19 protein-coding genes are annotated in these 24,425 nt (G+C 65.5%); 14 read left to right on the top strand and 5 right to left on the bottom strand.

What is annotated here, in order from left to right:
- Positions 1–367: IS1595 family transposase (locus AC0V2Y_RS17225; RefSeq protein ID WP_475416044.1), on the top strand; the 367-nt coding region annotated here is incomplete at its 5' end.
- A gap of 58 nt (positions 368–425) precedes the next feature.
- Here AC0V2Y_RS17225 and argH read toward each other — a convergent pair.
- The gene (argH, locus tag AC0V2Y_RS17230; protein WP_475416045.1) at positions 426–1,823 is read right to left on the bottom strand and encodes an argininosuccinate lyase; all 1,398 of its coding nucleotides are present in this window, start codon (positions 1,821–1,823) and stop codon (positions 426–428) included.
- A 265-nt stretch (positions 1,824–2,088) separates the two neighbouring features.
- On the opposite strand from argH, the gene AC0V2Y_RS17235 reads away from it, so the two are divergent.
- Together AC0V2Y_RS17235 and AC0V2Y_RS17240 are read left to right on the top strand one after the other, a co-directional pair.
- Positions 2,089–2,286 carry a hypothetical protein gene (locus tag AC0V2Y_RS17235; RefSeq protein WP_475416046.1) on the top strand — a complete coding sequence of 66 codons (198 nt, stop codon included), beginning with the start codon at positions 2,089–2,091 and terminating at the stop codon, positions 2,284–2,286.
- Between the two features lie 165 nt (positions 2,287–2,451).
- On the top strand, positions 2,452–2,877 hold the full coding sequence (locus AC0V2Y_RS17240; protein ID WP_475416047.1) for a GNAT family N-acetyltransferase: 426 nt from the start codon (positions 2,452–2,454) through the stop codon (positions 2,875–2,877).
- A gap of 24 nt (positions 2,878–2,901) precedes the next feature.
- Here the strand turns inward: AC0V2Y_RS17240 and AC0V2Y_RS17245 are convergent, their stop codons facing one another.
- The gene (locus tag AC0V2Y_RS17245) at positions 2,902–4,290 is read right to left on the bottom strand and encodes a YfcC family protein (RefSeq protein ID WP_475416048.1); all 1,389 of its coding nucleotides are present in this window, start codon (positions 4,288–4,290) and stop codon (positions 2,902–2,904) included.
- Between the two features lie 18 nt (positions 4,291–4,308).
- Positions 4,309–5,445: a succinylglutamate desuccinylase/aspartoacylase family protein gene (locus tag AC0V2Y_RS17250; protein WP_475416049.1), complete on the bottom strand. Its 1,137-nt coding sequence runs from the start codon at positions 5,443–5,445 to the stop codon at positions 4,309–4,311.
- Positions 5,446–5,645: 200 nt separating this feature from the next.
- Between AC0V2Y_RS17250 and AC0V2Y_RS17255 the strand changes: the two genes are divergently transcribed.
- The 3 genes from AC0V2Y_RS17255 to AC0V2Y_RS17265 all read left to right on the top strand — a co-directional run bounded on the left by AC0V2Y_RS17255 (position 5,646) and on the right by AC0V2Y_RS17265 (position 10,835).
- Positions 5,646–6,647, top strand: coding sequence for a MurR/RpiR family transcriptional regulator (locus tag AC0V2Y_RS17255; RefSeq protein WP_475416050.1), 1,002 nt, complete (start codon positions 5,646–5,648; stop codon positions 6,645–6,647).
- Between the two features lie 32 nt (positions 6,648–6,679).
- The gene (locus AC0V2Y_RS17260) at positions 6,680–9,439 is read left to right on the top strand and encodes a TonB-dependent receptor (RefSeq protein WP_475416051.1); all 2,760 of its coding nucleotides are present in this window, start codon (positions 6,680–6,682) and stop codon (positions 9,437–9,439) included.
- Positions 9,440–9,581: 142 nt separating this feature from the next.
- Positions 9,582–10,835, top strand: a complete 1,254-nt coding sequence (locus AC0V2Y_RS17265; protein WP_475416052.1) for a cyanophycinase — start codon at positions 9,582–9,584, stop codon at positions 10,833–10,835.
- Between the two features lie 8 nt (positions 10,836–10,843).
- Here the strand turns inward: AC0V2Y_RS17265 and AC0V2Y_RS17270 are convergent, their stop codons facing one another.
- Both AC0V2Y_RS17270 and AC0V2Y_RS17275 read right to left on the bottom strand, forming a co-directional pair.
- Positions 10,844–12,028: a DUF418 domain-containing protein gene (locus AC0V2Y_RS17270; RefSeq protein ID WP_475416053.1), complete on the bottom strand. Its 1,185-nt coding sequence runs from the start codon at positions 12,026–12,028 to the stop codon at positions 10,844–10,846.
- 8 nt (positions 12,029–12,036) lie between these two features.
- Positions 12,037–12,639 carry a TetR/AcrR family transcriptional regulator gene (locus tag AC0V2Y_RS17275; protein WP_475416054.1) on the bottom strand — a complete coding sequence of 201 codons (603 nt, stop codon included), beginning with the start codon at positions 12,637–12,639 and terminating at the stop codon, positions 12,037–12,039.
- Positions 12,640–12,841: 202 nt separating this feature from the next.
- Between AC0V2Y_RS17275 and AC0V2Y_RS17280 the strand changes: the two genes are divergently transcribed.
- The 8 genes from AC0V2Y_RS17280 to AC0V2Y_RS17315 all read left to right on the top strand — a co-directional run bounded on the left by AC0V2Y_RS17280 (position 12,842) and on the right by AC0V2Y_RS17315 (position 24,424).
- Complete coding sequence (locus AC0V2Y_RS17280) at positions 12,842–14,284, top strand: IgA Peptidase M64 (protein WP_475416055.1); 1,443 nt, start codon at positions 12,842–12,844, stop codon at positions 14,282–14,284.
- A 427-nt stretch (positions 14,285–14,711) separates the two neighbouring features.
- A complete protein-coding gene (locus AC0V2Y_RS17285; protein WP_475416056.1) occupies positions 14,712–14,897 on the top strand; it encodes a hypothetical protein in 186 nt (61 codons plus the stop codon).
- On the top strand, positions 14,894–15,679 hold the full coding sequence (gene fabI, locus AC0V2Y_RS17290; RefSeq protein ID WP_475416057.1) for an enoyl-ACP reductase FabI: 786 nt from the start codon (positions 14,894–14,896) through the stop codon (positions 15,677–15,679). The genes AC0V2Y_RS17285 and fabI overlap by 4 nt, the downstream gene beginning before the upstream one ends.
- Before the next feature lie 10 nt (positions 15,680–15,689).
- On the top strand, positions 15,690–17,135 hold the full coding sequence (locus tag AC0V2Y_RS17295) for an efflux transporter outer membrane subunit (RefSeq protein ID WP_475416058.1): 1,446 nt from the start codon (positions 15,690–15,692) through the stop codon (positions 17,133–17,135).
- Between the two features lie 18 nt (positions 17,136–17,153).
- The gene (locus tag AC0V2Y_RS17300) at positions 17,154–18,227 is read left to right on the top strand and encodes an HlyD family secretion protein (RefSeq protein ID WP_475416059.1); all 1,074 of its coding nucleotides are present in this window, start codon (positions 17,154–17,156) and stop codon (positions 18,225–18,227) included.
- A gap of 2 nt (positions 18,228–18,229) precedes the next feature.
- A complete protein-coding gene (gene rbbA, locus AC0V2Y_RS17305; RefSeq protein WP_475416060.1) occupies positions 18,230–20,974 on the top strand; it encodes a ribosome-associated ATPase/putative transporter RbbA in 2,745 nt (914 codons plus the stop codon).
- 1 nt (position 20,975) lies between these two features.
- Positions 20,976–22,100, top strand: a complete 1,125-nt coding sequence (locus tag AC0V2Y_RS17310; RefSeq protein ID WP_475416061.1) for an ABC transporter permease — start codon at positions 20,976–20,978, stop codon at positions 22,098–22,100.
- Between the two features lie 101 nt (positions 22,101–22,201).
- Entirely contained in the window at positions 22,202–24,424 is a 2,223-nt protein-coding gene (locus AC0V2Y_RS17315; protein WP_475416159.1) for a DUF3141 domain-containing protein, read from the top strand.
- Position 24,425 lies beyond the last annotated feature (1 nt).

Below are 24,425 nucleotides of genomic sequence, written 5' to 3' on the forward strand. Positions count from 1 at the left end.
CACGGGAAAAGGAGCGCTGACGCAGGCGCAGGTGCGCCATTATTTGTTGCCCATGATCGACAAGGATATCCTGTTGCTCACCGATGGCCATGCCGCCTACCGGGCTTTTGCAAAGGAGGCGGGGATCAGCCACGAGGCCGTCAATTTGCGCGCAGGCATCCGGGTGCAGGGCGCCGTGCATGTGCAGCACGTCAATGCCTATCACAGCCGCCTGCGGGAATGGCTACGCCCCTTTCACGGCGTGGCGACGCGCTACCTGCCGAATTACCTGGGCTGGCGCTGGATACTCGACGCCGGGCGTATCCGTTCGCCGGAAACATTATTGAAGGCAACACTCGGAGCATTCCCACATCTGACGGTGACATAGCCATGAAAAACGCCCCGCTGCATCGCTGCAGCGGGGCGCTTGCCGGCAAGCGCCGGTTCTATTTTTCCAGCTGCGTACGCACGCGGGCGATCGCGGCGCGTACCTGGCGTGGCGCGGTGCCGCCCACGTGGTCGCGCGCGGCAACGGAGCCTTCCAGCGTCAGTACCTCGAATACGTCTTCGCCGGTCAGCGGCGAGAAGGCGCGCAGCTGCTCCAGCGACAGGTCGGCCAGGTCGCAGCCGGCGTCGACGCAGGCGCGCACGGCCAGGGCCACCGCTTCATGGGCGTCGCGGAATGGCAAGCCTTTCTTGACCAGGTAGTCGGCCAGGTCGGTCGCCGTGGCGTAGCCTTGCAGGGCGGCCGCGCGCATCGCTTCCGGTTTTACCGTGATGCCGCCGGCCATGTCGGCGAAGATGCGCAAGGTGTCGATGACGGTATCGACCGTATCGAACAGCGGTTCCTTGTCTTCCTGGTTGTCCTTGTTGTAGGCCAGCGGCTGGCCTTTCATCAGGGTCAAGAGGCCGATCAGGTGGCCGTAGACGCGGCCCGTCTTGCCACGCGCCAGTTCCGGCACGTCCGGGTTCTTCTTTTGCGGCATGATCGACGAGCCGGTGCAGAAGCGGTCGGCGATGTCGATGAAGCCGATGCGTGGGCTCATCCAGATCACCAGTTCTTCGGCCATGCGCGACACGTGCATCATCAGCACGGCGGAGGCGGCGCAAAATTCGATGGCGAAGTCGCGGTCCGAGACGGCGTCGAGCGAGTTGTGGCAGACGTCGTCGAAGCCCAGCGTCTTGGCCACGCGCAGGCGGTCGATGGGGAAGGTGGTGCCGGCCAGGGCGGCGGCGCCCAGCGGCAGGCGGTTGACGCGCTTGCGGCAGTCGGCCATGCGCTCGGCGTCGCGGCCGAACATTTCGACGTACGCCAGCATGTGGTGGCCGAAGGTGATCGGCTGGGCCACCTGCATGTGGGTAAAGCCCGGCATGATGGTGTCGGCATGCTGCTCGGCCAGGTCCGTCAGCGCGCTGCGCAACGTCGCCAGCAGGGCGGTGATGTCGTCGATGGCGGAACGCACGTACAGGCGGATGTCGGTGGCCACCTGGTCGTTGCGCGAACGGCCCGTGTGCAGGCGCTTGCCCGCATCGCCGACCAGTTCGGTCAGGCGTTTTTCGATATTCAGGTGGACATCTTCCAGGTCCAGCAGCCATTCGAACTGGCCGGCGGCGATTTCCTGCGAGATTTGCGCCATGCCGCGCTGGATTTCCGCGTAGTCGGCCGGGCTGATGATGGCTTGCGCATGCAGCATTTCCGCATGGGCCAGCGAACCTTCGATGTCGAACAGCGCCAGGCGCTTGTCAAAAAATACAGAAGCTGTGTAGCGCTTGACGAGGTCCGAGACCGGTTCGGAAAACCGGGCCGACCAGGCTTCGCCCTTTTTGGAGAATTGATCAGTCATGAAAGAAGTCCTTTAGTGTAGGGCGATTATAAACAAGGTTGGCCGGCGGTAGGGCTTTTAGGGGCTTGCAGGGCGCTGAAATGGCCGGGAATGGGGCTGGCAGGCCTCAAATGCCACGGCGACGGCCTGTTGTGCGTTTCATCCGGGCTTTTTGTATTCTGTCCCGCGAATCGTGCGTTTGGTCGCAATCCGATGGCAGTTCAGGGGGGATCGGCCTACAGTTCAATCATCGCAACACACAACCAGCCACCCAAAGGACACCATCATGAACATCGCTAAAAACATGGAAGCCATCTTCGTTGCCATCATCGCCGTCGCCGCCGCCACCAGCCTGGCCACCGCCGCCGTGCCGAAGTTCCGCGCCGCGCCCGCCGCCATCGCCGCCAGCGCCGATCAAGCCACCATGCACACCGTGTACGTCAGCGCCAAGCGCTTGAGCGCCGAAGAAAAAGCCGCCCTGTAAGCGCGGCAGTGCCATGCAGGCAGTACAAGAAGCACCGGCAGCAAACAGCAACACCGCATCACGGACAGGCAGAACGGGCGGCGCCCCCGGTTCTATCCAGCCCTGGTGACAGCCGCAGCAAAAAGGCCGATGATCGTGTTTTTCAACGATAGCAGGGCCAGCGCGATGTCACATTTGATGATCAGCACCGACAAGGCGGAACTCGACGTTCCAGCCATCCACCATTTTCTCAGCACGCAATCGACATGGGCCATCGGCATCCCGCTGGCTACCGTACAGCGCGCGATCGACCATTCGCTCTGCTTTGGCGGCACGCTGGACGGCCGTCAGGTGGCGTTCGCCCGCGTGGTCACCGACTACGCCACGTTTGCCTATCTGGTCGACGTGTATGTGCTGGAAGAATACCGCGGCCGCGGCTACAGCCAGCGCCTGATGGCGGCTGTGACGGCGCATCCCGGCTTGCAAGGCCTGCGCCGTTTCATGCTGGCCACCAGCACGGCGCATGATTTGTATGCGCGCTACGGCTTTACGGCGCCGCTCAAGCCGGAGACGCTGATGGAGCGGTATGTGCCGGATATCTACCAGCGTTGATTGCCCGAGCAGCTGGACCGGCGCTCACTGCCAGTGCATCAGGCACGGCGGAATCAAGAGCAGCAGTGCCAGCACCAGGTAGATCAGCTGCAGCGGGATCATCCACTTGGCCCACGTAATCCAGGGCACGCGCGCCAGTGCCAGCACGCCGACGGTGATGCCGGACGTGGGGATCATCGGCGTGGTGAATTCGCCGAACTGGAAGGCCAGGATGGCCGTCTGCCGCGTCACGCCGACCAGGTCGGCCAGCGGCGCCATGATGGGCATGGTCAGCGCCGCCTGGCCGCTGCCCGAGTGGATGAAGAAGTTGATCACCGACTGCATGAAGAACATCTTTTGCGCGGCGAAGACGGGGCTCGACGAGGCCACCAGGGGCGTCAATGCATGCAGTATGGTGTCGATGATCTGCGCGTCGCGCGCCAGGATCATGGTGCCGCGCGCCAGCGCGATGACCAGCGCCACGCTGACCATGTCGCGCGCGCCCTGCACGAAGGATGCGACCAGGCTGTCCATGTCGAGCCGGCCGACCAGGCCGACGATGATGGCCATCACCAGGAACAGGGCGGCGATTTCATCGATGAACCAGTCGTACCTGACGACGCCGACGACCATCGTCAGCAAGGTCGCCATGAAGATCCACAGCACGGCGCGGTGCGTGCGCGTCATGCCGGCAAAGCTGTCCAGGTCCATCGAATGCTCGCTGCGCTTTTCGATGTCGAGCAGGTAGGTCGGGCTTTTTTCCGGATGGCGCTTGATGCGCGCCGCGTACCACATCAAAAACACGATGCTGACGGCAGTGGCGATGGCCCACACGATCAGGCGGTAGCCGATGCCGGAAAAGATCGGCACGCCGGCGATGCCCTGCGCGATGCCGACGTTGAACGGATTTAAAAAGGCGGCGGAAAAACCCACCTGCGAGCCGATGAAGGGAATCGACACGCCCGTGATGGTGTCGTAGCCCAGGGCCAGGGCCAGCGGCACGAAGATCAGGATGAAGGGAATCGCTTCCTCGTTCATGCCGAAGGTGGCGCCGCCCAGCGAAAACATGGTGAAGAAGACGGGGATGATGGCGGCGCGCACGAAGCGCGAACTGGTGTGCGCCTTGGCGATGGCCTTGATCAGCGAGTCGAAGGCTTCCGTTTTTTGCAGCACGGCGAAGGCGCCGCCGACGATCAGCACGAAGCCGATGATCAGGCTGGCGTCGACGAAGCCCTTGATGGGCGCCATCATCAGCGCGGCCAGTCCCTGCGGCTTGTTGGCTACGTAATGAAACGTGCCGGGGATGATCAGCTGCTTGCCGTTGACCAGCTGGGTGTCGAATTTCCCGCCCGGCACCAGCCAGGTCGCCAGGGCGATCATGGCCAGGATACCGCACAGCAGGACGAAGGTATTGGGGAGCTTGAATGTTCTCATGGCGCTTTTTTGTGACACTTATTGGCTCAGCAGGCTGCCGCCGCGGAAGGCGATGCTGCCTGCGACCTTGCCGACGTTCATGCCGCGCAGGACGTGGCGGTGGGCGCTGCGCGCAAAAAAGACACCGGCGACCGTGCAGCGCAAGGTCGTCGTCTCGCCGCTGACGGGGTCGATCAGGTCGGCCACGGCATCGCCGGCGGACAATACGTCGCCCATTTCGCGCAGGTAGACCAGCACGCCGTGATGCGGCGCGAGGATGGGTTCCACGCCGGCCAGCGGCGTCGGCGTGCATTGCGGCGCGGGCAGGTCGTCGCCGGCGCCGGCGATGTCCAGCACGCCCTCGATGGCGAGAAAGCGCAGCAGGGCGGCGGCGTCGCGTTCGGCCAGAGCGTAGCTCACCTCCACTTCGCCGCGCAATTCGACGGTGGTCGACAGGCAGGCGGCGGGAATCGGATAGCGGCCGCCGAAGTGCGCGTCGAGATCCCACCACAAGCGGCTGCAGGCTTCGTCGAACGGCTCTTCGCCGGCCGCCAGTTCCAGCAGCACGGCGCGCGCGCCCAGGAGCGCGGACAGGGGCGCGATCTGCGCCGCCAGCGGCGTGCCCGTATAAATGTGCAGGGCCGCTTCGTTATCGCAATGCAGGTCGAGCACGATGTCGGCGTCGATGGCCATGCCCAGCAGGGTTTTCTTCAGCGTCTCCGCATCCGTGCCCGGCCGCCAGGCGGCGACGGCGGCGCGCGCATGCTCGCGTATCAGCGCCACGTTGGCTGGCGCATCCTGCCCCAGCTGGCCATCGAGCGTGGTTTTCAGTTCATCGGCCACGTGGCGGTAGGCGCGGTTGAAGTTGATGCCGGTGGTCAGGTCGAAACGGCCGAACGGCGCGCCATGGATGGCTTGCGCCAGGCCGATCGGGTTGGCGGCCGGCACCAGGATGATTTCGCCGTGCACCTTGCCGGCCGCTTCCAGCGCCAGCAGTTCGCGGCGCAAAAATTGCGACACCAGCATGCCCGGCACCTCGTCCGCGTGCAGCGCCGCCTGGATGTACACCTTCTTGCCGCTGCGGCTGGTGGCGGCCGCGCTGCCGAAGTGGAAGCTGCTCAATTGGCATGACATGCTGGCGTGCGCAGTGGAGATGGAATGCTGTTGTACTTGCATGTTGGGCGCCCCGAAAAGGTGCATGGTTGATGGATTCCGGTCGATTATGTAGCAATATTTTCACGAAGTAAATCAATGAAAATCCTTTTACAAATATTTGTTGAGTTTTCTTTTTGATATGCGTACAGTAAGTTCCAGCGACCCGTTTTCGCCTCCCTGTCCATCATTCGCCACACACAAGAACACAGGCCGCCAGCGATATGAGAGCATCCGCCAGTCCTGCCAGAAGCAGCGCCCCCACGCCATCTGCCACCACGCTGGCGCCGCCTGACGCCGCGTTCGCGCAATCGCCGCTGGGGCAGGCGCTGATGCACGTGCTGGCCGCCGGCTCGGCCTCGCAGCGGCAGATCGCCGACTACCTGCTGCGCAACCAGATGCGCGTGACGGCGCTGGGCATCGAGGAACTGGCCGACAGCTGCCAGGTGTCGACGGCCACCATCAGCCGCTTCGCGCGCGACATCGGCCAGAAGAATTATTCGGCCATGCGCGGCGCCATGGCCGAAACCCTGCAATCGCTGCTGCAGCCGGTCGACAAACTGCGCCGCACGATAGAACGGCGCGCGCGCGCCACCTCGCCCATCACGGAAAGCCTGGAGTATGCGGCCGCGAACATCGCCGCCACGTCCGATGCCCTGTCGCCGCCCGCCATGCTGGCCGTGGTGCGCCGCCTGACGCGCGCCAAGGTCGTGTACGTGATGGGTTTCGGCCTGTCGGCCAACCTGGCGGGCATGCTGGTGCAGCATCTGCAGCCGTTTTGCCCGCACGTGGTGGAAGTGGTGGGCATCGGCGGCTCGGAAGTGGCGGCCGGTCACCTGGTCAACCTGACGGCGCAGGACGTGCTGGTGGTGATCTCGTTCCCCCGCTACACGCTCGACTGCATCGGCCTGGCCAGTTTCGCGCGCGACCGCGGCGCCTGCATCGTGGCGCTCACCGACTCGCCCGCGTCACCCCTGGCCGAACTGGCCGACCATGCGCTGTATGCGCAAAGCACGCATCCCGTTTTACCCAGCAGCGCCAGCACGGCGCTGGCGATGATCGAGGCGCTGGCCGTCGCGCTGATGGTATCGAATAGGAAGAACGTAGAAAAAGCGGCCCGCTTGAGCGAAGTCATCTCCGCCTATCTGTATGGCGGCGAACATGGCGTGCATGGCGCGCGGAAAACAGCTTCAAGGCAACGCAAGGCAGTCCCAAAATCATTATAAAAATCAGGCATCAACATCCGGGGAGAATGACAATGCAGATGAAAAGACAGGACGGCGGCGCCGTGCCACGCGAATCGGTATTGGCGCAAGGCGTGCGGCTGGCGCTGGGCGCCTTGAGCGTGTCGGCGGCGCTGGGCATGCTGGCCGGCGGCGCGCAGGCGCAGGAGCAGGGGCCGGACGTGGAGCCGGCGCCGAAAAAAATGCAGCGCGTGGAAATCACGGGGTCGGCCATCAAGCGGCTGGAGTCGGAGACGGCGCTGCCCGTGCAGATCATCACGCGTGCCGAGATCGACAAGGCGGGCGTGACGACGGCGGCCGAGCTGATGGCGCGCGTGTCGGCCAACGTGGGCGGCCTGACGGACGGCGTCAGCATCAACGTGGGCGGCGACCAGCGCGGCTTCAACAGCGCCAACCTGCGCGGCGTGGGCACCTCGTCGACCCTGGTGCTGCTCAATGGCCGGCGCATGGCCAACTTTGCCTCGCCCGGCGACGATGCGGGCGTGGACCTGAATAACATTCCCGCCGCCGCCCTGCAGCGCGTGGAAGTGCTGCTCGACGGCGCCTCGGCCCTGTACGGCACGGACGCCATCGGCGGCGTGATCAATTTCATTACGCGCAAGGATTACCAGGGCGTGGAGCTGAACGCCTACGGCAGCCGCACCGACGAAGGCGGCGCGGGCAAGCGCACGGCCAGCATCACGGCCGGCACGGGCGACCTGGCGGCCGATGGCTACAATATCTTTGCCGTGGCCGACCTGCAAAAAACCGACCGTCTGAGCACCTCGCAGCGCAAATTCATTCCGCACCTGCAGGTGCCGGAACGCCTCGGCCATTTGCTGTCCAGTTACACCAGTCCGGCAAATATCCGCCTCTCCAGCGACCAGCGCGACTACCTGCAGGAGCAGGGCTTCCTGCACAATGGCCAGCCGATCACGAATCGCCTGATTAATCTGTCGATTCCAGGCTGCAGCGGACCAGCCAATGTGTACCTGCCGGCTGGCACGGGCGGCGTCGATGCGTGTACCTATAACTACATGGGCGACACCGAGCTGTATCCGAAAACGGACAAGCAGAACCTGCTCACGCGCGGCGTGCTGAAACTGAATAACGATCACCAATTGTATGCGGAGGTGGCGTTGAGCCGCTCGCGCAGCTATTACGTGGGATCGACAGCGCGGCCGGATGGTGAAATCGACGCCAGCATGGTGCCGCAGCTGAACGCTGCCGGGTTGACCGGCACGCTGGCCCTGCGCATCCGCCTGAACGAAGCGGGCATGCGCACCAGCGAATTGACCAGCGAAAGCCAGCGTTACGTGGTGGGCGCCACCGGCACCGTGGGCGGCTGGGACTACGACGTGGGCTTGAATCACAGTGTCAATGTGGTCAGGGACAAGGACACGCACGGCTACCTCCTGGCCGACCAGCTACAAAAGGGCATCACGGATGGCACCATCAATCCCTTCGGCCCCTCCAGTGCGGCGGGTAAGGCGTTGCTCGAGAGCATCCAGGTCAACGACGAAGTGCGGCACGCGCGCGGCGTCATGGAGGCGCTCGATTTCAAGGTGTCGCGTGCCTTGATGTCCATGGGCGGCGGCGACATGGCGTTGGCGGTGGGCGGCGAAATGCGGCGCGAGCGCACGGATTTCCGGCCATCTGCATTGCTAATGAGCGGTAACATCACCAACGATGACGCGCCCGAAGGCGGCGTGGCCACCAGCGACAGCCGCAATGTGCAGGCCATCTACGGCGAACTGCTGCTGCCGTTTACCAAGCAATGGCAGGCGCAGCTGTCCGGCCGTTATGACCATTACCAGCAAGTGGGCGGCGCCCTCAGTCCGAAGGTCGGCCTGACCTACCTGCCCAGCAAGGAGGTGCTGCTGCGCGCCTCGGCCGGCAAGGGTTTCCGCGCGCCGTCGATGTCGGACCTGCATCGGCCCACCGTCTATAGCCAGACGGCGACCCTGCCCGATCCCGTGTACTGCGAAGCCGAGAACAACGACTACTCCGTCTGCGCCGACAACTGGCGCACGCGCCGCTACAGCAACGACAAGCTGAAACCGGAGCACAGCCGCCAGTTCACGGCCGGCGTGGTGCTCGAACCCAGCCAGCACTGGACCATCAGTGCCGACTACTGGAACATCCGGCGCACGGACCTGATCAGCGAGATCGGCGACGACATCATCCTGTCCAATCTGTCCAAGTACGGCAACCTCGTGCACCGCGACGAAGACAATGAAATCCGCTACATCGAGCTGCGCAAGGAAAACCGCGGCGCGCAAAAAGCCTCGGGCATCGATATCACGGCCGACCTGCACGGCGTGAAGACGGCGTGGGGGCGCTTTGGCGGCCACCTGAGCGGCACCTATGTGCTCGATTCGAAGATCCAGACCAGCCCCGGCGATGTCTTCATCAGCAATCTGAACAAGTTTGTCACGGACGGCGTGGTGCAGCGCTGGCGCCACACGATCATCCTCGACTGGGACAATGGCCCGTATTCGGCCAGCCTGTCGAACACGTATTCGAGCGGGTACGAGGACCAGAATTCGGCCATCAACACGGACGACGGCAGCGTGGTCAAGCCGAACCGCGTGAAGGCGTACACGCTGTGGGACATGTCGGGCGCGTATGCGGTCAGCCAGCAGTTCAAGCTGCGCGCCGGCATACAGAATCTGTTCAATACCAGTCCGCCGTACTCGAACCAGGCCTATTTTTTCCTGTCCGGTTATGACCCCAGCTACGCGGACCCGCGCGGCCGGCGCTTCTATGCCAGCGCCAATTACAGCTTCAAATAAGGCAAAAAAGCAGGAGATGCCGCAATACCGCTGTCACACGCAGCGGGTAGTATCGCAGTTGGTTGCAAGCAGCAATTTTGGCAGCAAGGGCGCGTGCCCGTATCACAAGCGCGCGCCCCTTTCCTTGTATTCGAAAGGCACCATGAAATCATTCTCAAGCCGGTATCACACCTTTTGCGCCGCGCTGCTGTTCGCGCTGGCATTGTGCAGCTTCCATGCCGTGGCCGCGCCCGGCGGCAGCGCCATCGGCAGCGCGCCGCAGGGCACCCTCGTCATCATCGGCGGCGGCCTGCGCGCCGACAATGCCGAAGTGTGGCAGCGCATCGTCAAGTTGTCGGGCGGTCCAGGCGCGCGCATCGCCGTGCTGGCCTCGGCCGCGATGAACCCGGAAAAATCCGGTGAAAGCATCATCAGGAAGCTCAATCAATATGGCGCGGACGCCTTTTTTGTGCCGCTGGCCGTCAAGCTGGCCAATCGCGACTACCGCAAGGCGGCCGAAGATCCGGCCATCGTCACGCAGATCAAGTCGGCCACCGGCATCTATTTCGCCGGCGGCGACCAGGGGCGCATCACGCAAGCGTTGCTGCGTCCGGACGGCAGCCGCACGGCCGCGCTGGAAGCCATCTGGTCGGTCTACCGCAACGGCGGCGTGATCGCCGGCTCCAGCGCCGGCGCGGCCATCATGAGCACCACCATGTTCTACGATGCCAAACCCGTGCTCGACATGCTGAAAATGGGCGTCACGGATGGCCGCGAGATCGCGCCGGGCCTGGGCTTCATCGGCAGCGACGTCTTCGTCGACCAGCATCTGCTGGTGCGCGGCCGTTTCGCGCGCATGATTCCCGTGATGCTGAAAAAAGGCTATCACCTGGGACTGGGCATCGATGAAAACAGCGCCATGGTGGTCGACGCCATGCGCGACGTGGAAGTGATCGGCTACAGCGGCGCCCTGCTGATCGACCTGTCGGGCGCCATCAGCGACCGCGGCGTGAAAAATTTCAATATCAGCAACGCGGCCATCAGCTACCTGGACCGGGGCGACAAATTCAACCTCGTCACGCGCGTGTTTACGCCCTCGCCCGACAAGGCCGACAACAAGCTCGATCCGAACCAGCCCGACATGCGCGAGCCCGTGTTTACCAACGATATCCTCGGCAACAACGCCGTGCTCGACCTGATGGGCAACCTGATCGACAACGCGCAGCAGGAAGCCATCGGCATCGCCTTCGGCAATCCGCGCGACCCGTACCCGGACCTGGGCTTCGAGTTCCGCTTCAGTAAAACGGTCAACAGCGTCGGCTACAGCTCGACCGAGGCGGAGGCGTATTCGGTGCTGAAACTGCGCCTCGACATCCGCCCGATCCAGCTGCGCCAGCCGCTGTACCGCTACAAGTAGGCGGCGCGCTACCGCCGCCAGCGCGGCCACGCGGCGATCGTCAAGGCCCGCAGCAGCCACTCGACGGGGCCGTACGCGTGGCCGCGCAGCCACCAGCGGCTCAACGGCAGCTGCAGGCTGAAGATGATGACGGCCAGCGCCAGGGCGCCCAGCGGCGAGACGCTGCCCATCAAGCGCGCGCCATACGCGAGGAACAGCCAGGCGCAGACGGTTGACTGCAGCAGGTAGTTCGACAGGGCCATACGGCCCGTGTCGGCCAGCAGCGCAAACAGCGTGCCGTCGCGCAGGCGCTCGAACAGGGCCAGCGCCAATGCCAGGTAGGCGCCGGCCAGCAGCGGCGCGCTCGCCAGGCCCACGGCCAGTCCCGCCACCTGCCATGCCTGGCTGTCGCCATACACGGAGGTCCACGCATACAAGGCGGCACCGGGCAATCCCGCCAGCGCGCCGGCCCGCAGCAGGCGGCGGCGCAGCGGCAGATAGTCGGCCGCGTGCAGCAGCATCTCGCGCTTGCCGGCGGCCAGGCCGCACAGGAACATGGCCAGCGCGCACGGCGCCTGCACCAGCAGCAGGACGATCCAGATGTCGCTCAGTTCGCGCAGGTGCTGCACGATGACTGTTGCCGGCGTGGCATGGTAGGCGGCCAGCGCCGTTGCCGCCTTTTGCGCCATCGCCACGGCGTTGTCCGCCGCGTCGCCCGCCGGCTGCAGGCTTTGCAGCCAGGCCATGCCTGCCCAGAACGCGGCACAGACGGCGACGAGGATCAAGGCCAGGAACAGCGCCTGGCGTTCGCCGCAGCGGTGCAGCGCCAGCAGCGCGATGCCCAGCACGGCGTAGGTGGTGAGTATGTCGCCATGAAACAGGATCACGGCATGCAGGGCGCCGATCAGCCACAGGCCCGCCTGCCGGCGCAGCATGCGCGGCACGAACGGTGCATCGGCGCGCGCGGCCGCCTGCATCTGCAAGGTGAAGCTGTAGCCGAACAGGAAGGAAAACAGCAGGTAGAACTTGGTCTCGAACAGCAGCGCGACGAGAAAATGCGTGGCGCGGTCGACGCCGCCGTGAAAGGCGGGATCGGTCAAGCCCAGGCCGAACCAGGGCGTGGCGAAGGCGCCGATATTGACGGCCAGGATGCCGAACAGGGCGCAGCCGCGCAGGGCGTCGACGTCGGCGATGCGCGCGGGCGGGGTTGGCATGGCGGCGCTCATGCCAGGGCCGGGCGCAGGAAGCGCGCCAGCAGCAGGTGCAGGCTGGCGCGCTGCGCCAGCGGCGCGTAATCGGGATCGACGGCGACCCGGTTGAAGATGCCGTCGATCAGCGCGGCGATCCAGCCGGCAGTTTGCGCGGCGTCCAGCGCGGCGTCGATCTGGCCCTGTGCGGCCGCCTCTGCCAGCAAGGTTTGCAGGCCGCCGCGCAGGCTGGCGTCGTTGCGCGCCACCCTGGCCGCGATGTCCGTGTCGCGCATCGCCTCGGCGGCAATGTCCAGCGCCAGCCCCGCAAAGTCCCCGTCGGCCGCCAGCGCCAGCACCAGGTCCATGAAATCGAGCAGGGCGCCGTACGCATCGGCGCTGCCTTGCACGCCGGCGAAATAGGCGGCCGTCTCGCTGCCTTCCTGGTCGACGATGGCGGCGATGATGGCTTGCTTGGTGGGGAAATAGTGAAACAGGTTGCCGGGACTCATGCCCGCTTGCGCGCAGATGGCGGCGGTGCTGGTCTGGTGAAAGCCCTTGCGCGCGAAGCAGTGGCGCGCGGCGGCGAGGATGGCGTCGCGGCGCGCCGCGTGTTTACCCGGATCGATGGTGCGCATGGTGGTTGGCTCTCCTTTTATTTAATCGATTAGTCAGTCTAATATAAAGCGATTGCGTGGCGCGGTCAAGCTGGGTGCTTTGCAGTGCCGATTCCTGTCGCTACAATGTGCCGCACCGGATTTTTCCATGCCCGCCGCTGGCGCCGCTGTTTGTTCGGAAAACCGCTTCTTTTACCCGTTTTTCTACCGTGTTAGGAATGAGATGCAGCAGACCCCGATCCGATCCCTTCTGTGCGCGCTGGCGCTGGCCGCCGGCATGGTTCCCGCCGCGCAGGCCGATAATGCCCCGCTGCCGGCCACCATGCGCCTCGACTACCAGCACAGCGGCAATGCGCTGGGCGAGCATTATGCGGTCGAACGCGTGCTGGTCGAGCCCTTGCCATGGCCGGGCAACCTGGCGCGCCCCATCGACGACAGCAACCGCGGCAACAATATGCTGGAAGTGGTCGACATCAAGTCGGGCAAGGTGCTCTACTCGCGCGGCTTTTCCACCATCTTCGGCGAGTGGGCCAGTACCGACGAAGCGAAAACCACGACGCGCGCCTTCCAGGAATCCGTGCGCTTCCCGCAGCCCGAGCATCCCGTGCGCGTGCGCATCCTCAAGCGCGACGAACGCGGCCTGTTTTCCGTTGTGTGGAGCACCGATGTCGATCCTGCCGCGCAGGACGTGATCCGCAAGCAGCCGCCGGCGCCCGTCAAGCCGATCCCGATCCGTGTCGAAGGGCCCTCGTCCGGCAAGGTCGACCTGCTGATCATGGGCGACGGCTACACGGCCGCCGAAATGGGCAAGTTCGAGGCGACGGCGCGGAAATTGGCCGAGCACCTGTTTACGGTCTCGCCATTTCGCGAGCGGGCCAATGACTTCAACGTGTGGGCCATGGCCGCGCCGACGCAGGAATCGGGCGTGTCGCGTCCATCGACGGGCGTGCATCACGCCTCGCCGCTGGGCACGCGCTACGACATCTTCGGCAGCGAGCGCTATGTGCTGACGACGGACAACCGCGCGCTGCGCGACCTGGCGCAGTACGCGCCGTATGAATTCATCGAAATCCTCGTCAATAACGACACCTACGGCGGCGGCGGCATTTTCGGCCAGTTCAGCACGGCGGCAGCGAACAACGACTGGGCCAATTACCTGTTCGTGCATGAATTCGGCCACCATTTCGCCGGCCTGGCCGACGAGTACTACACCTCGCCCGTGGCCTACCAGTCGAACGGCGAGCGGCAGGAACCGTGGGAGCCGAACGCCACGGCGCTGCGCGATCCGGCCAAGCTGAAATGGAAGAGCCACGTCAAGGCGGGCACGCCGCTGCCGACGCCCTGGCCGAAGGAAGCGTACGACAGCCATGCGCGCGAATACCAGAAGCAGCGCGCGGCCCTGCGCGCTGCCAACCGCCCGGAAAGCGAGATGAGCGGCTTGTTCAAGGCCGACCTGGCGTACACGCAGCAACTGTTCTCGAAGGCGCCGCAGCGCCATGCGGTGGGCGCCTTCGAAGGCGCGAACTACGAATCGTCCGGCTACTACCGGCCCGAGATGCAATGCATCATGTTCGACCGCAGCGAGACGTTTTGTTCCGTCTGCCAGGATGGCATCAGCACCATCATCGACCTGTATTCGCGTGGCGCCCCGGCGCCGCGCCAATAATGCCGTTCATGTCGTTTGAGTAAGCATGGCGGGCCATGTTGCATCGCAATAGCATGGCCCCCTGTCCTATCCTTCCCATTGCCGGCCTTGTGCCATCGTCCGGCGCTGCTTGTTTTCCAGACAATCGGCATTGGCGCCGGCATGCTCCCTTTTCTTCCCGCCAGCCCGGTAGTATTATCAAATACGTATGCCCGCACGCTTGCCTGAAAATTATTTCATTTAAATAATATTGAGGTGAAATTTGATTTACATCAATGTTGCATTGCCGCAATCGCACTTATAGTTGACCTAGCTCAAAATGATAAGCATGCGGACCGGACTCATCGCGAATCACGTATCTAAATGCTGTAGAGTAATTTTCGCCCTGTACCAGTTCCCCGAGAATGCACTGGTGCCGGCCTCGAATTTCAGTGACGGAAGCCGATTCATGAAGATGCAGACCCCCGCGCCTGACGCGTGCAATACCCTCCATCCCCACACGCCGATTGCCTTGCCGTATGCGCGCGCCGGCGGCGTGACCCTGGCCATGAGCGCGGCCGCCATGCGCGCCGGCGCGGCGCGCTGCGTGCATGCGGCCACGCCGTGGCCCGCCTTGCGTCCCGTCCAGGCATGACGGCCGATTCGCGCCCGCACTTGCCTTTGCAGGGCAAGCGGGGCCTGGTGGTGGGCATCGCCAACGCGCAAAGCATCGCCTGGGGCTGCGCCAGCGCGCTGCGCGCGGCCGGTGCCGAACTGGCCGTGACCTGGCTCAATGACAAGGCCAGAGCGCACGTGGAGCCGCTGGCGCAGCAAGTGCAGGCGGCCATCATGGCGCCGCTCGACGTGGCCATGCCGGGTCAATTGGAGGCGCTGTTTGCGCAGATCGGACGGCAGTGGGGCGCCATCGATTTCGTCGTCCACTCGATTGCGTATGCGCCGAAACCCGACTTGCATGGCCGCGTGACGGACAGTTCTGCCGACGGTTTCGCGCAGGCGATGGACATTTCGTGCCATTCCTTCATGCGCATGGCGAAGCTGGCCGAACCCCTGATGCGGGACGGCGGCAGCTTGACCACCATGAGTTATTTAGGCGCCGAGGAAGTCATCGCCGACTATGGCCTGATGGGACCCGTAAAGGCGGCGCTGGAAGCGTCGGTGCGCTATCTGGCCGCCGAACTGGGGCCGCAAGGCATCCGCGTGAACGCCATCTCGCCGGGCCCACTGGAGACGCGGGCCGCCTCCGGCATCGCCCATTTCGACCGCCTGATGGCCGACGCCATCGAACGCTCGCCCATGCGCCGCCTGGCCACCATCGAGGACGTGGGCGCGCTGTGCGCCTTCCTCGCCGGCGACGGCGCGCGCGCCATCACGGGCGGCACTCTGTACGTCGATGGCGGCTACAACATTCTGAATTGACTGGAAGAAGATGACCATGGCTGTTTCTACTTTGCCCAACCGCGCCAGGATGGCCGCGCTGGCCACCGCGCTGGCCCTGGCCGGCTGCGCCTCGCTGGCGCCGTCTTACGCGCCGCCGCCGCTGCCCGTGGCGGCGCAGTATCCGGAAACTGACGCTGCCGGCGCAAGCGCGCCTGACGTCGCCTGGCAAGCCTACTTTGCCGATCCGCGCCTGCAGGCGCTCATTGCGCAGGCGCTGGCCGGCAACCGCGACATCCGCATCGCCGCCCTGCGCGTGGAAGAGGCGCGCGCCGCGTATGGCATCCAGCGCGCCGAACAATTTCCCACCATCGCGCTGGGCGCCTCCGGCAGCCGCGCGCGCGCGCCGGCTGACCTGAGCCCGACGGGGCGCGCCATGACGAGCGCGCAGTACCAGGCGGGCTTGAACGTGAGCGCCTGGGAACTCGATTTCTGGGGCCGGGTGCGCAGCCTGAAGGACAGCGCGCTGCAAACCCTGCTGGCCAGCGACGAGGCGCGCCGCGCTGTCGGCGTGGCCCTGGTGGCGCAGGTGGCCAATGGCTACCTGGGCTTGCGCGAACTCGACGAACGGGTGGAACTGGCGCGCGCCACGGTCGACAGCCGCGCCGAATCGCTGCGCATCTTCACGCGCCGCTTCGAGGTAGGATCGATTTCCAAGTTGGACCTGACGCAGGTGGAAACCCTGCTCAGCCAGGCCCTGTCGCTGTCGGCCCAGCTGGAACAGGCGCGCGCCGTGCAGGCGCATGCGCTGGCCCAGCTGGTGGGCGGCCCCGTCGACCTGGCGCCGGTGGCTGGCGAGGTGCGCCGCTTCGACGATGCCAGCGTGCTGCAGCCGCTGCATGCGGGCCTGCCCTCGGCTTTACTTACGCAGCGCCCCGACCTGATGGCGGCCGAGCACCAGCTGCGCGCCGCGCAGGCCAATATCGGCGCCGCGCGCGCCGCCTTCTTCCCCACCATTTCGCTGACGGCCGGCTATGGCACGGCCAGCGCGGAATTGAGCGGCCTGTTCGACTCGGGCAGCGGGGCCTGGAATTTCGCCCCGCGCCTGGTGCTGCCGGTCTTTGACGCGGGCCGCCTGCGCGCCAATAGGGACCTGGCCGAGGTGCGCCGCGACGTGGCCGTGGCCAATTATGAAAAGAGCGTGCAGGGCGCCTTCCGCGAAGTGGCTGACGCGCTGTCGAACCGGCGCTGGCTGGCGCTGCAGGTCGACATCGGCAAGACCACGCTGGCCGCGCAAAGCGAACGCGCGCGCCTGGCCAAGCTGCGCTACGACAATGGCGCTGCGCCCTACCTGGAAGTGCTCGATGCGCAGCGCGACCTGCTGACGGTCGAGCAGCAGCTGGTGCAGACGCGCCGCGCGCTGCTGTCCAGCCAGGTCAGCCTGTATGCGGCCCTGGGCGGCGGCGCACCCGCACCCGCCGCCGCTTCCACCCACTAATTTGATCGCCCCGATACCATGAATGCTCAACTGAAGAAAAAACTCATCCCCGTCGCGCTGGTCGTGGCCGTTCTCGTGCTGGGCTACGTGGCCTGGCAAAAAATGCGCCCCACGGGCCCTGGCGAAGGTTTTGTCAGCGGCAATGGCCGCATCGAGGCGACGGAAGTCGACGTCGCGACCAAGCTGGCCGGCCGGGTCAAGGAGATCCTCGTGCGCGAGGGCGACTTCGTCAAGGCGGGCCAGCCGCTGGCCACCATGCAGGTCGACTCGCTGACGGCCCAGCGCGACGAGGCGCGCGCGCGCCAGCAGCAGGCGTCCGATGCCGTGGTCGGCGCGCAGGCGCAGGTGGCCGTGCGCGAGAGCGACAAGGCGGCCGCGCTGGCCATGGTGGCGCAGCGCGAAAGCGAACTCGATGCGGCCAAGCGCCGCCTGGCCCGTTCCGAAACCCTGTCGAAGGAAGGCGCTTCCTCGGTGCAGGAACTCGACGACGACCGCGCCCGCGTGCGCAGCGTGGCCGCCGCCCTGAATGCGGCCAAGGCGCAGGTGACGGCGGCGCAGGCGGCCATCGATGCGGCAAAAGCGCAGGTGGTCGGTTCGCGTTCGGCCGTCGTCGCCGCCGAGGCGACCACGGCGCGCATCGATTCCGACCTGGCCGATGGCCAGCTGACGGCGCCGCGCGACGGCCGCGTGCAATACCTGGTGGCGCAGCAGGGCGAAGTGCTGGCCGGCGGCGGCAAGGTGCTCAACCTGGTCGACCTGTCGGACGTCTACATGACCTTCTTCCTGCCCGAGACGGCGGCCGGCAAGGTGGCGATGGGCGGCGAAGTGCGCCTCATCCTCGATGCGGCGCCCAATTACGTGATTCCCGCGACGATTTCGTTTGTCGCCGCCAGCGCGCAGTTCACGCCGAAGACGGTGGAAACGGCCAGTGAGCGCCAGAAGCTGATGTTCCGCGTGAAGGCGCAGATCAGCCGCGAGCTGCTGCAAAAGCATCTGGCCCTGGTCAAGGTGGGTTTGCCCGGCGTGGCCTGGGTGCGCCTCGATGCGAAGCAGCCATGGCCCGCTGAACTGACGGCCAAGGTTCCGCAGTGAGCATGGACGTGACTTCCTTTGTCGTCAGCATCCAGGGCGTCAGCCAGCATTACGGCAAGACGGTGGCGCTCGACGGTATCGACCTCGACGTGCCGGCCGGCCGCATGGTGGGACTGATCGGTCCCGACGGCGTGGGCAAATCGAGCCTGCTGTCGCTGGTGGCCGGCGCGCGCGCCGTGCAGCAGGGCAGCGTGATGGCGCTGGGCGGCGACATGCGCGATGCGCGCCACCGCGACGATGTCTGCCCGCGCATCGCCTACATGCCGCAAGGCCTGGGCAAGAATCTGTATCCGACCCTGTCGGTCGAGGAAAACCTGCAGTTTTTCGCGCGCCTGTTCGGCCACGACGCGGCCGAGCGCCGCCGCCGCATCGACCAGCTGACGCGCAGCACGGGCTTGCAACCCTTCCTCGCGCGCCCGGCGGGCAAGCTGTCGGGCGGCATGAAGCAGAAGCTGGGCCTGTGCTGCGCCCTGATCCACGATCCCGACCTGCTCATTCTCGATGAGCCGACCACCGGCGTCGATCCGCTGGCGCGCGCCCAGTTCTGGGACCTGATCGCCGGCATCCGCGTGCAGCGCCCGCAGATGAGCGTGATGGTGGCCACCGCCTACATGGACGAGGCGCAGCGTTTCGACTGGCTCGTGGCCATGGATGACGGCAAGGTGCTCGATACGGGCACGCCGGCCGAACTGCTGGCGCGCACCGAAAGTGGCAACCTGGAAGCGGCCTTCATCAAGCTGCTGCCCGAAGCCAAGCGCGCCGGCCACCAGCCCGTGGTGATCACGCCGCTGGACCCTGCCAGCGCGCAGGACGTCGCCATCGAGGCCAAAGACCTGACCATGCGCTTCGGCGATTTTACGGCCGTCGACCATGTAAGTTTCCGCATCGGCCGCGGCGAGATCTTCGGTTTTCTCGGCTCGAACGGCTGCGGCAAGTCGACCACCATGAAGATGCTCACGGGTCTGCTGCCGGCCACGGAAGGCAAGGCCTGGCTGTTCGGCAAAGAGGTCGATTCCAACGACATCGATACGCGCCGCAGGGTCGGCTACATGTCGCAGGCATTCTCTCTGTACAGCGAACTGACGGTGCGCCAGAACCTGGTGCTGCACGCGCGCCTGTTCCACGTGCCGGAGGGCGAGATTCCGGCCAGGATCGACGAAATGGCGCAGCGCTTCGACCTGCGCGCCGTGATGGACGACTTGCCCGACAGCCTGCCGCTGGGCATACGCCAGCGCCTGTCGCTGGCCGTGGCCATGGTGCACAAGCCGGAAATGCTGATCCTCGACGAACCGACGTCCGGCGTCGACCCCATCGCGCGCGACAATTTCTGGCGCCTGATGATCGAGCTGGCGCGGCGCGACCGCGTCACCATCTTCATTTCCACCCACTTCATGAACGAGGCCGAGCGCTGCGACCGCATCTCGCTGATGCACGCCGGTAAAGTGCTGGTCAGCGATGCGCCGGCCGAACTGGTGCGCAAGAAGGGCGCGCCATCGCTGGAAGCGGCCTTCATCGCCTACCTGGAAGAGGCGGGCGGCGGCACGGCAGCGGCGGCGCAGGAAAGCGAAGCCGAAGCGCCCGTGCAGAAGGCTGAAGCGGCCGCGCCGCAGCACCGGCGCAGCCGTTTCAGCCTGGGCCGCATGCTCAGCTACATGTGGCGCGAGGCGCTGGAATTGCGCCGCGACCCCGTGCGTCTGACCCTGGCGCTGGGCGGCTCCGTGCTGCTGCTGTTCGTCATCGGCTTCGGCATCAGCCTCGACGTCGAAGACTTGAGCTATGCGGTGCTCGACCACGACCAGACGACCCTGAGCCAGAATTACACGAACAACCTGGCCGGCTCGCGCTACTTCGTCGAGCGCCCGCCGCTGCGCGACTATGCCGATATCGACAAGCGCATGCGCAGCGGCGAACTGTCGCTGGCCATCGAGATCCCGCCCGGCTTCGCGCGCGACGTGCAGCGCGGCGCGCCGGCGCAAGTGGGCGCGTGGATCGACGGCGCCATGCCGATGCGCGCCGAAACCGTGCAGGGCTACGTGCAGGGCATGCACCAGCTGTGGTTGGCCGACCAGGCCTTGCACCGCTACGGCATCACGATGAGCAATCCCGTCGCCATCCAGACGCGCTACCGCTACAACCCGGACGTGAAAAGCCTGCCCGCCATGGTGCCGGCCGTGATTCCCCTGCTGCTGCTGATGCTGCCGGCCATGCTGGCGGCGCTGTCCGTGGTGCGCGAAAAGGAACTCGGTTCCATCATCAACCTGTACGTGACGCCCGTCACGCGCCTGGAATTCTTGCTCGGCAAGCAGGTGCCCTACGTCGTGCTGGCCATGTTCAACTTCGTCCTCATGGCCCTGCTGGCGGTCACCGCCTTCGGCGTGCCGATCAAGGGCAGCCTGCCGACCCTGATCGGCGCCACCTTCATCTTCAATATCTGCGCCACGGGCATCGGCCTGTTCGCCTCGACGTTTACGCGCAGCCAGATCGCGGCCCTGTTCGTGACCATGATCGGCACCATGATCCCGGCCATCCAGTTTTCCGGCCTGCTCAATCCCGTCTCGTCGATGGAAGGCGTGGGCAAGGCTGTCGGCCTGATGTATCCGGCCACGCACATGCTCAACATCAGCCGGGGCGTATTCAACAAGGCGCTGGGCTTTGGCGACCTGCACGCCTCGTTCTGGCCCCTGCTCGTCGCCATTCCCGTGATCCTCGGCGTGACGGTGGCGCTGCTGAAGAAACAAGAGAGCTGACATGCGCCACCTTGAAAACATCTACCGCCTGGGCGTGAAGGAAATCTGGAGCCTGATCCGCGACCCGATGATGCTGATCCTGATCCTCTACACGTTCACTTTGGCCATCTACGTGGCTGCCACGGCCAAGCCGGAAACCTTGCACATGGCCTCGATCGCCATCGTCGACGAGGATGGCTCGCCCCTGTCCGGGCGCATCGCCTCGGCCTTCTTCCCGCCCCAGTTCACGCCGCCGGCCATGATCAACCAGAGCCAGGTCGATGCGGGCCTGGACGCGGGCCGGTACACCTTCGTGCTGACGATCCCGCCCAAGCTGCAGGCCGACGTGCTGGGCGGGCGCCACGCGGAACTGCAGCTGAACGTGGACGCCACGCGCATGAGCCAGGCTTTCAGCGGCAGCGGCTACATCCAGCAGATCGTCGCCGGTGAAATAGCCGAATTCGGCAAACGCTACCGGGGCGCGACCGTCTCGCCCGTGGAGCTGGTGATGCGCGCGCGCTTCAATCCCTCGCTGAGCCAGGCGTGGTTCGGCTCGCTGATGGAACTCATCAACCAGGTGACGATGCTGTCGATCATCCTCACGGGCGCGGCCCTGATCCGCGAGCGCGAACACGGCACCATCGAGCACTTGCTGGTGATGCCGGTGACGCCGGCCGAGATCATGCTGGGCAAGGTCTGGTCGATGGGCCTGGTGGTGCTGCTGGCCGCCGCCCTGTCGCTGAACCTGGTGGTGCGCGGCATGCTGCACGTGCCGATCGAAGGCTCGATCGCGCTGTTCCTGTGCGGCGCGGCCCTGCACCTGTTTGCCACCACCTCGATGGGCATTTTTCTGGCCACCGTGGCGCGCAGCATGCCGCAGTTCGGCATGCTCTTGATTCTCGTGCTGCTGCCGCTGCAGATGCTCTCGGGCGGCAGCACGCCGCGCGAAAGCATGCCCGAGCTGGTGCAGAACATCATGCTGATCGCCCCGACCACGCATTTCGTCGAATTGAGCCAGGCGATCCTGTACCGGGGTGCCGGCATCGACGTGGTGTGGAAACCGTTCCTGGCCCTGCTGGCCATCGGCACGGCCCTGTTTACCTTCGCGCTGGCGCGCTTTCGCAAGACCATCAGCCAGATGGCGTAGCCCCCGCGCCGGAATGGTCCGGCGTTTTTTGCATGAAAAGGATAGCCATGACAACCGAAGCTGCACCATTTTTCTCCACCGGCGGCTTGCCGTCCCTGGGCATGCTGGGCGACTATGCGCGCGACTCGTGGCAGCGCATCGTGCTGTACGCGGACGTGATGCGCCGGCGCGGCAACCAGTACCAGGAGCACCTGGCCGAGGAAGTGCCGAACGTGCTCGATTTCCCCGCCGAACTGGTGATGTCGGGCCTGGAGCTGGCGCGCCCCGTCAACTACGGCCTGGCGCGCATTTTGACGCCCGATGCGCCCGAACCTGAGCCATCGAAACGGCCGTTTGTCGTCGTCGACCCGCGCGCCGGCCACGGTCCCGGCATCGGCGGCTTCAAGGCGGAAAGCGAGATCGGCGTGGCCCTGCGCGCCGGCCACCCGTGCTACTTCATCGGTTTCCTGCCCGATCCCGTGCCGGGACAGACGGTGGAAGACGTGATGCACGCGGAGGCGGCCTTCCTGGAAAAAGTCATCGCCCTGCATCCGCGCAGCGAGGGCAAGCCCGTCGTCATCGGCAATTGCCAGGCGGGCTGGCAAATCCTCATGACGGCGGCCATGCGCCCGGAACTGTTCGGCCCCATCATCGTGGCCGGCGCGCCCGTGTCCTACTGGGCCGGCTGGCATGGCCGCAATCCGATGCGCTACGCGGGCGGCCTGATGGGCGGCAGCTGGGCCACGGCGCTGGCGGGCGACCTGGGCAACGGCCGCTTCGACGGCGCCAGCCTGGTGCAGAATTTCGAAAAGCTGAACCCGGCCAATACCCTGTGGAGCAAGCAGTACAATCTGTATGCGCACATCGACACGGAAGCGCCCCGCTACCTGGAATTTGAAAAATACTGGGGCGGCCACGTGTTCCTGAACGACGTCGAGATGCAGTACATCGTCGACAATCTGTTCATCGGCAACCGCCTGGCCACGGCCGAACTGATCACCTCCGACGGCGTGCGCCTGGACTTGCGCAATATCCGCTCCCCCATCGTCGTATTCTGCTCGAATGGCGACAACATCACGCCGCCGCCGCAGGCGCTGGGCTGGATCACGGACCTGTACCGCGACGACAAGGACGTGCTGATGCACGACCAGACCATCGTGTATGCCGTGCATGACAGCATAGGCCACCTGGGCATCTTCGTCTCGGCCAAGGTGGGGCACAAGGAACACCAGAAATTCGCCAGCAATATCGACCTGATCAACCTGCTGCCGGCCGGGATCTACGAAGCGAGGATCGTCGACAAGACGCCCGACACGCCGAACGCCGACCTGGCCAGCGGCGATTATGTGCTGCAGGTCGAGCACCGCGGCATCGAAGACGTGCGCGCCATCGTGCAGCCGAGCGTGGAAAACGACCGCAAGTTCGCCGCCGCCGCGCGCGTGTCCGAGGTGAACCTGGCCCTGTACCGCACGTTCGCGCAGCCGTGGGTGCGCGCCATGGTCACGCCGCAGACCGCGCGCTTCCTGCAGCTTGCGCATCCGCTGCGCGTGTCGTACGAGCGCTGGACCGACCACAATCCGCTGGCCAGGCTGGTGGCCAGGGAGGCGGAAAAGGTGCGCGCCCACCGCCAGCCGGTATCGCCCGACAACCCGCTGCTGGCCATGCAGGAAGCCGTCTCCGGCGCCATCACGGCCGGCTTGAACGGCTGGCGCGACTGGCGCGACATGCTGCAGGAAACCACCTTCGACCTGGTGTACGGCTCGCCCCTGGTGCAGGCGCTGACGGGACAGTCCATCGGCGATGCAACGCCGCCGCGCCCCCATCCCGGCATCTCGCCCGAGCATTGCGAATACGTGCGCTGCGAAACGCGCAAGATGGACGAGGACATGCAGCGCGGCGGCCTGGTGGAAGCGGCCGTGCGCGCGCTGTTCTACATCTACCGCTTCCGCATGATCGCCGACGAGCGCAGGGTCAACCTGGCCCTCAAATTGATCAAGCCGCAATACCGGCAGGACGTCAGCATGGAGGAATTCCGCGGCATCGTGCGCCAGCAGGCGCGCCTGATGCTGCATGATTTCGATGCCGCCATCGCCGCCTTGCCGGCCTTGCTGTCGCGCGCCGATCCGGACGACATCGGCGCGCTGGCCGAATGGCTGCAGCAAGTGCTGCAAGTGCCCGAGGCGCCGACGCCGGACGAGGAAGCGAGCCTGCAGCAGATGCTGGACGTCTTCGACCGCGCAGTCAAGCAGCAGGCGCAGGCGCAGGCGAAGGCGCTGCCGCCGGACGCGCGCGCCTCCCATGCCGGACCCAAGGCCAAACCGGCCAAACACATTACCCCTGTATAGA

The sequence above is a fragment of the Janthinobacterium sp. BHSEK genome (assembly GCF_056174685.1).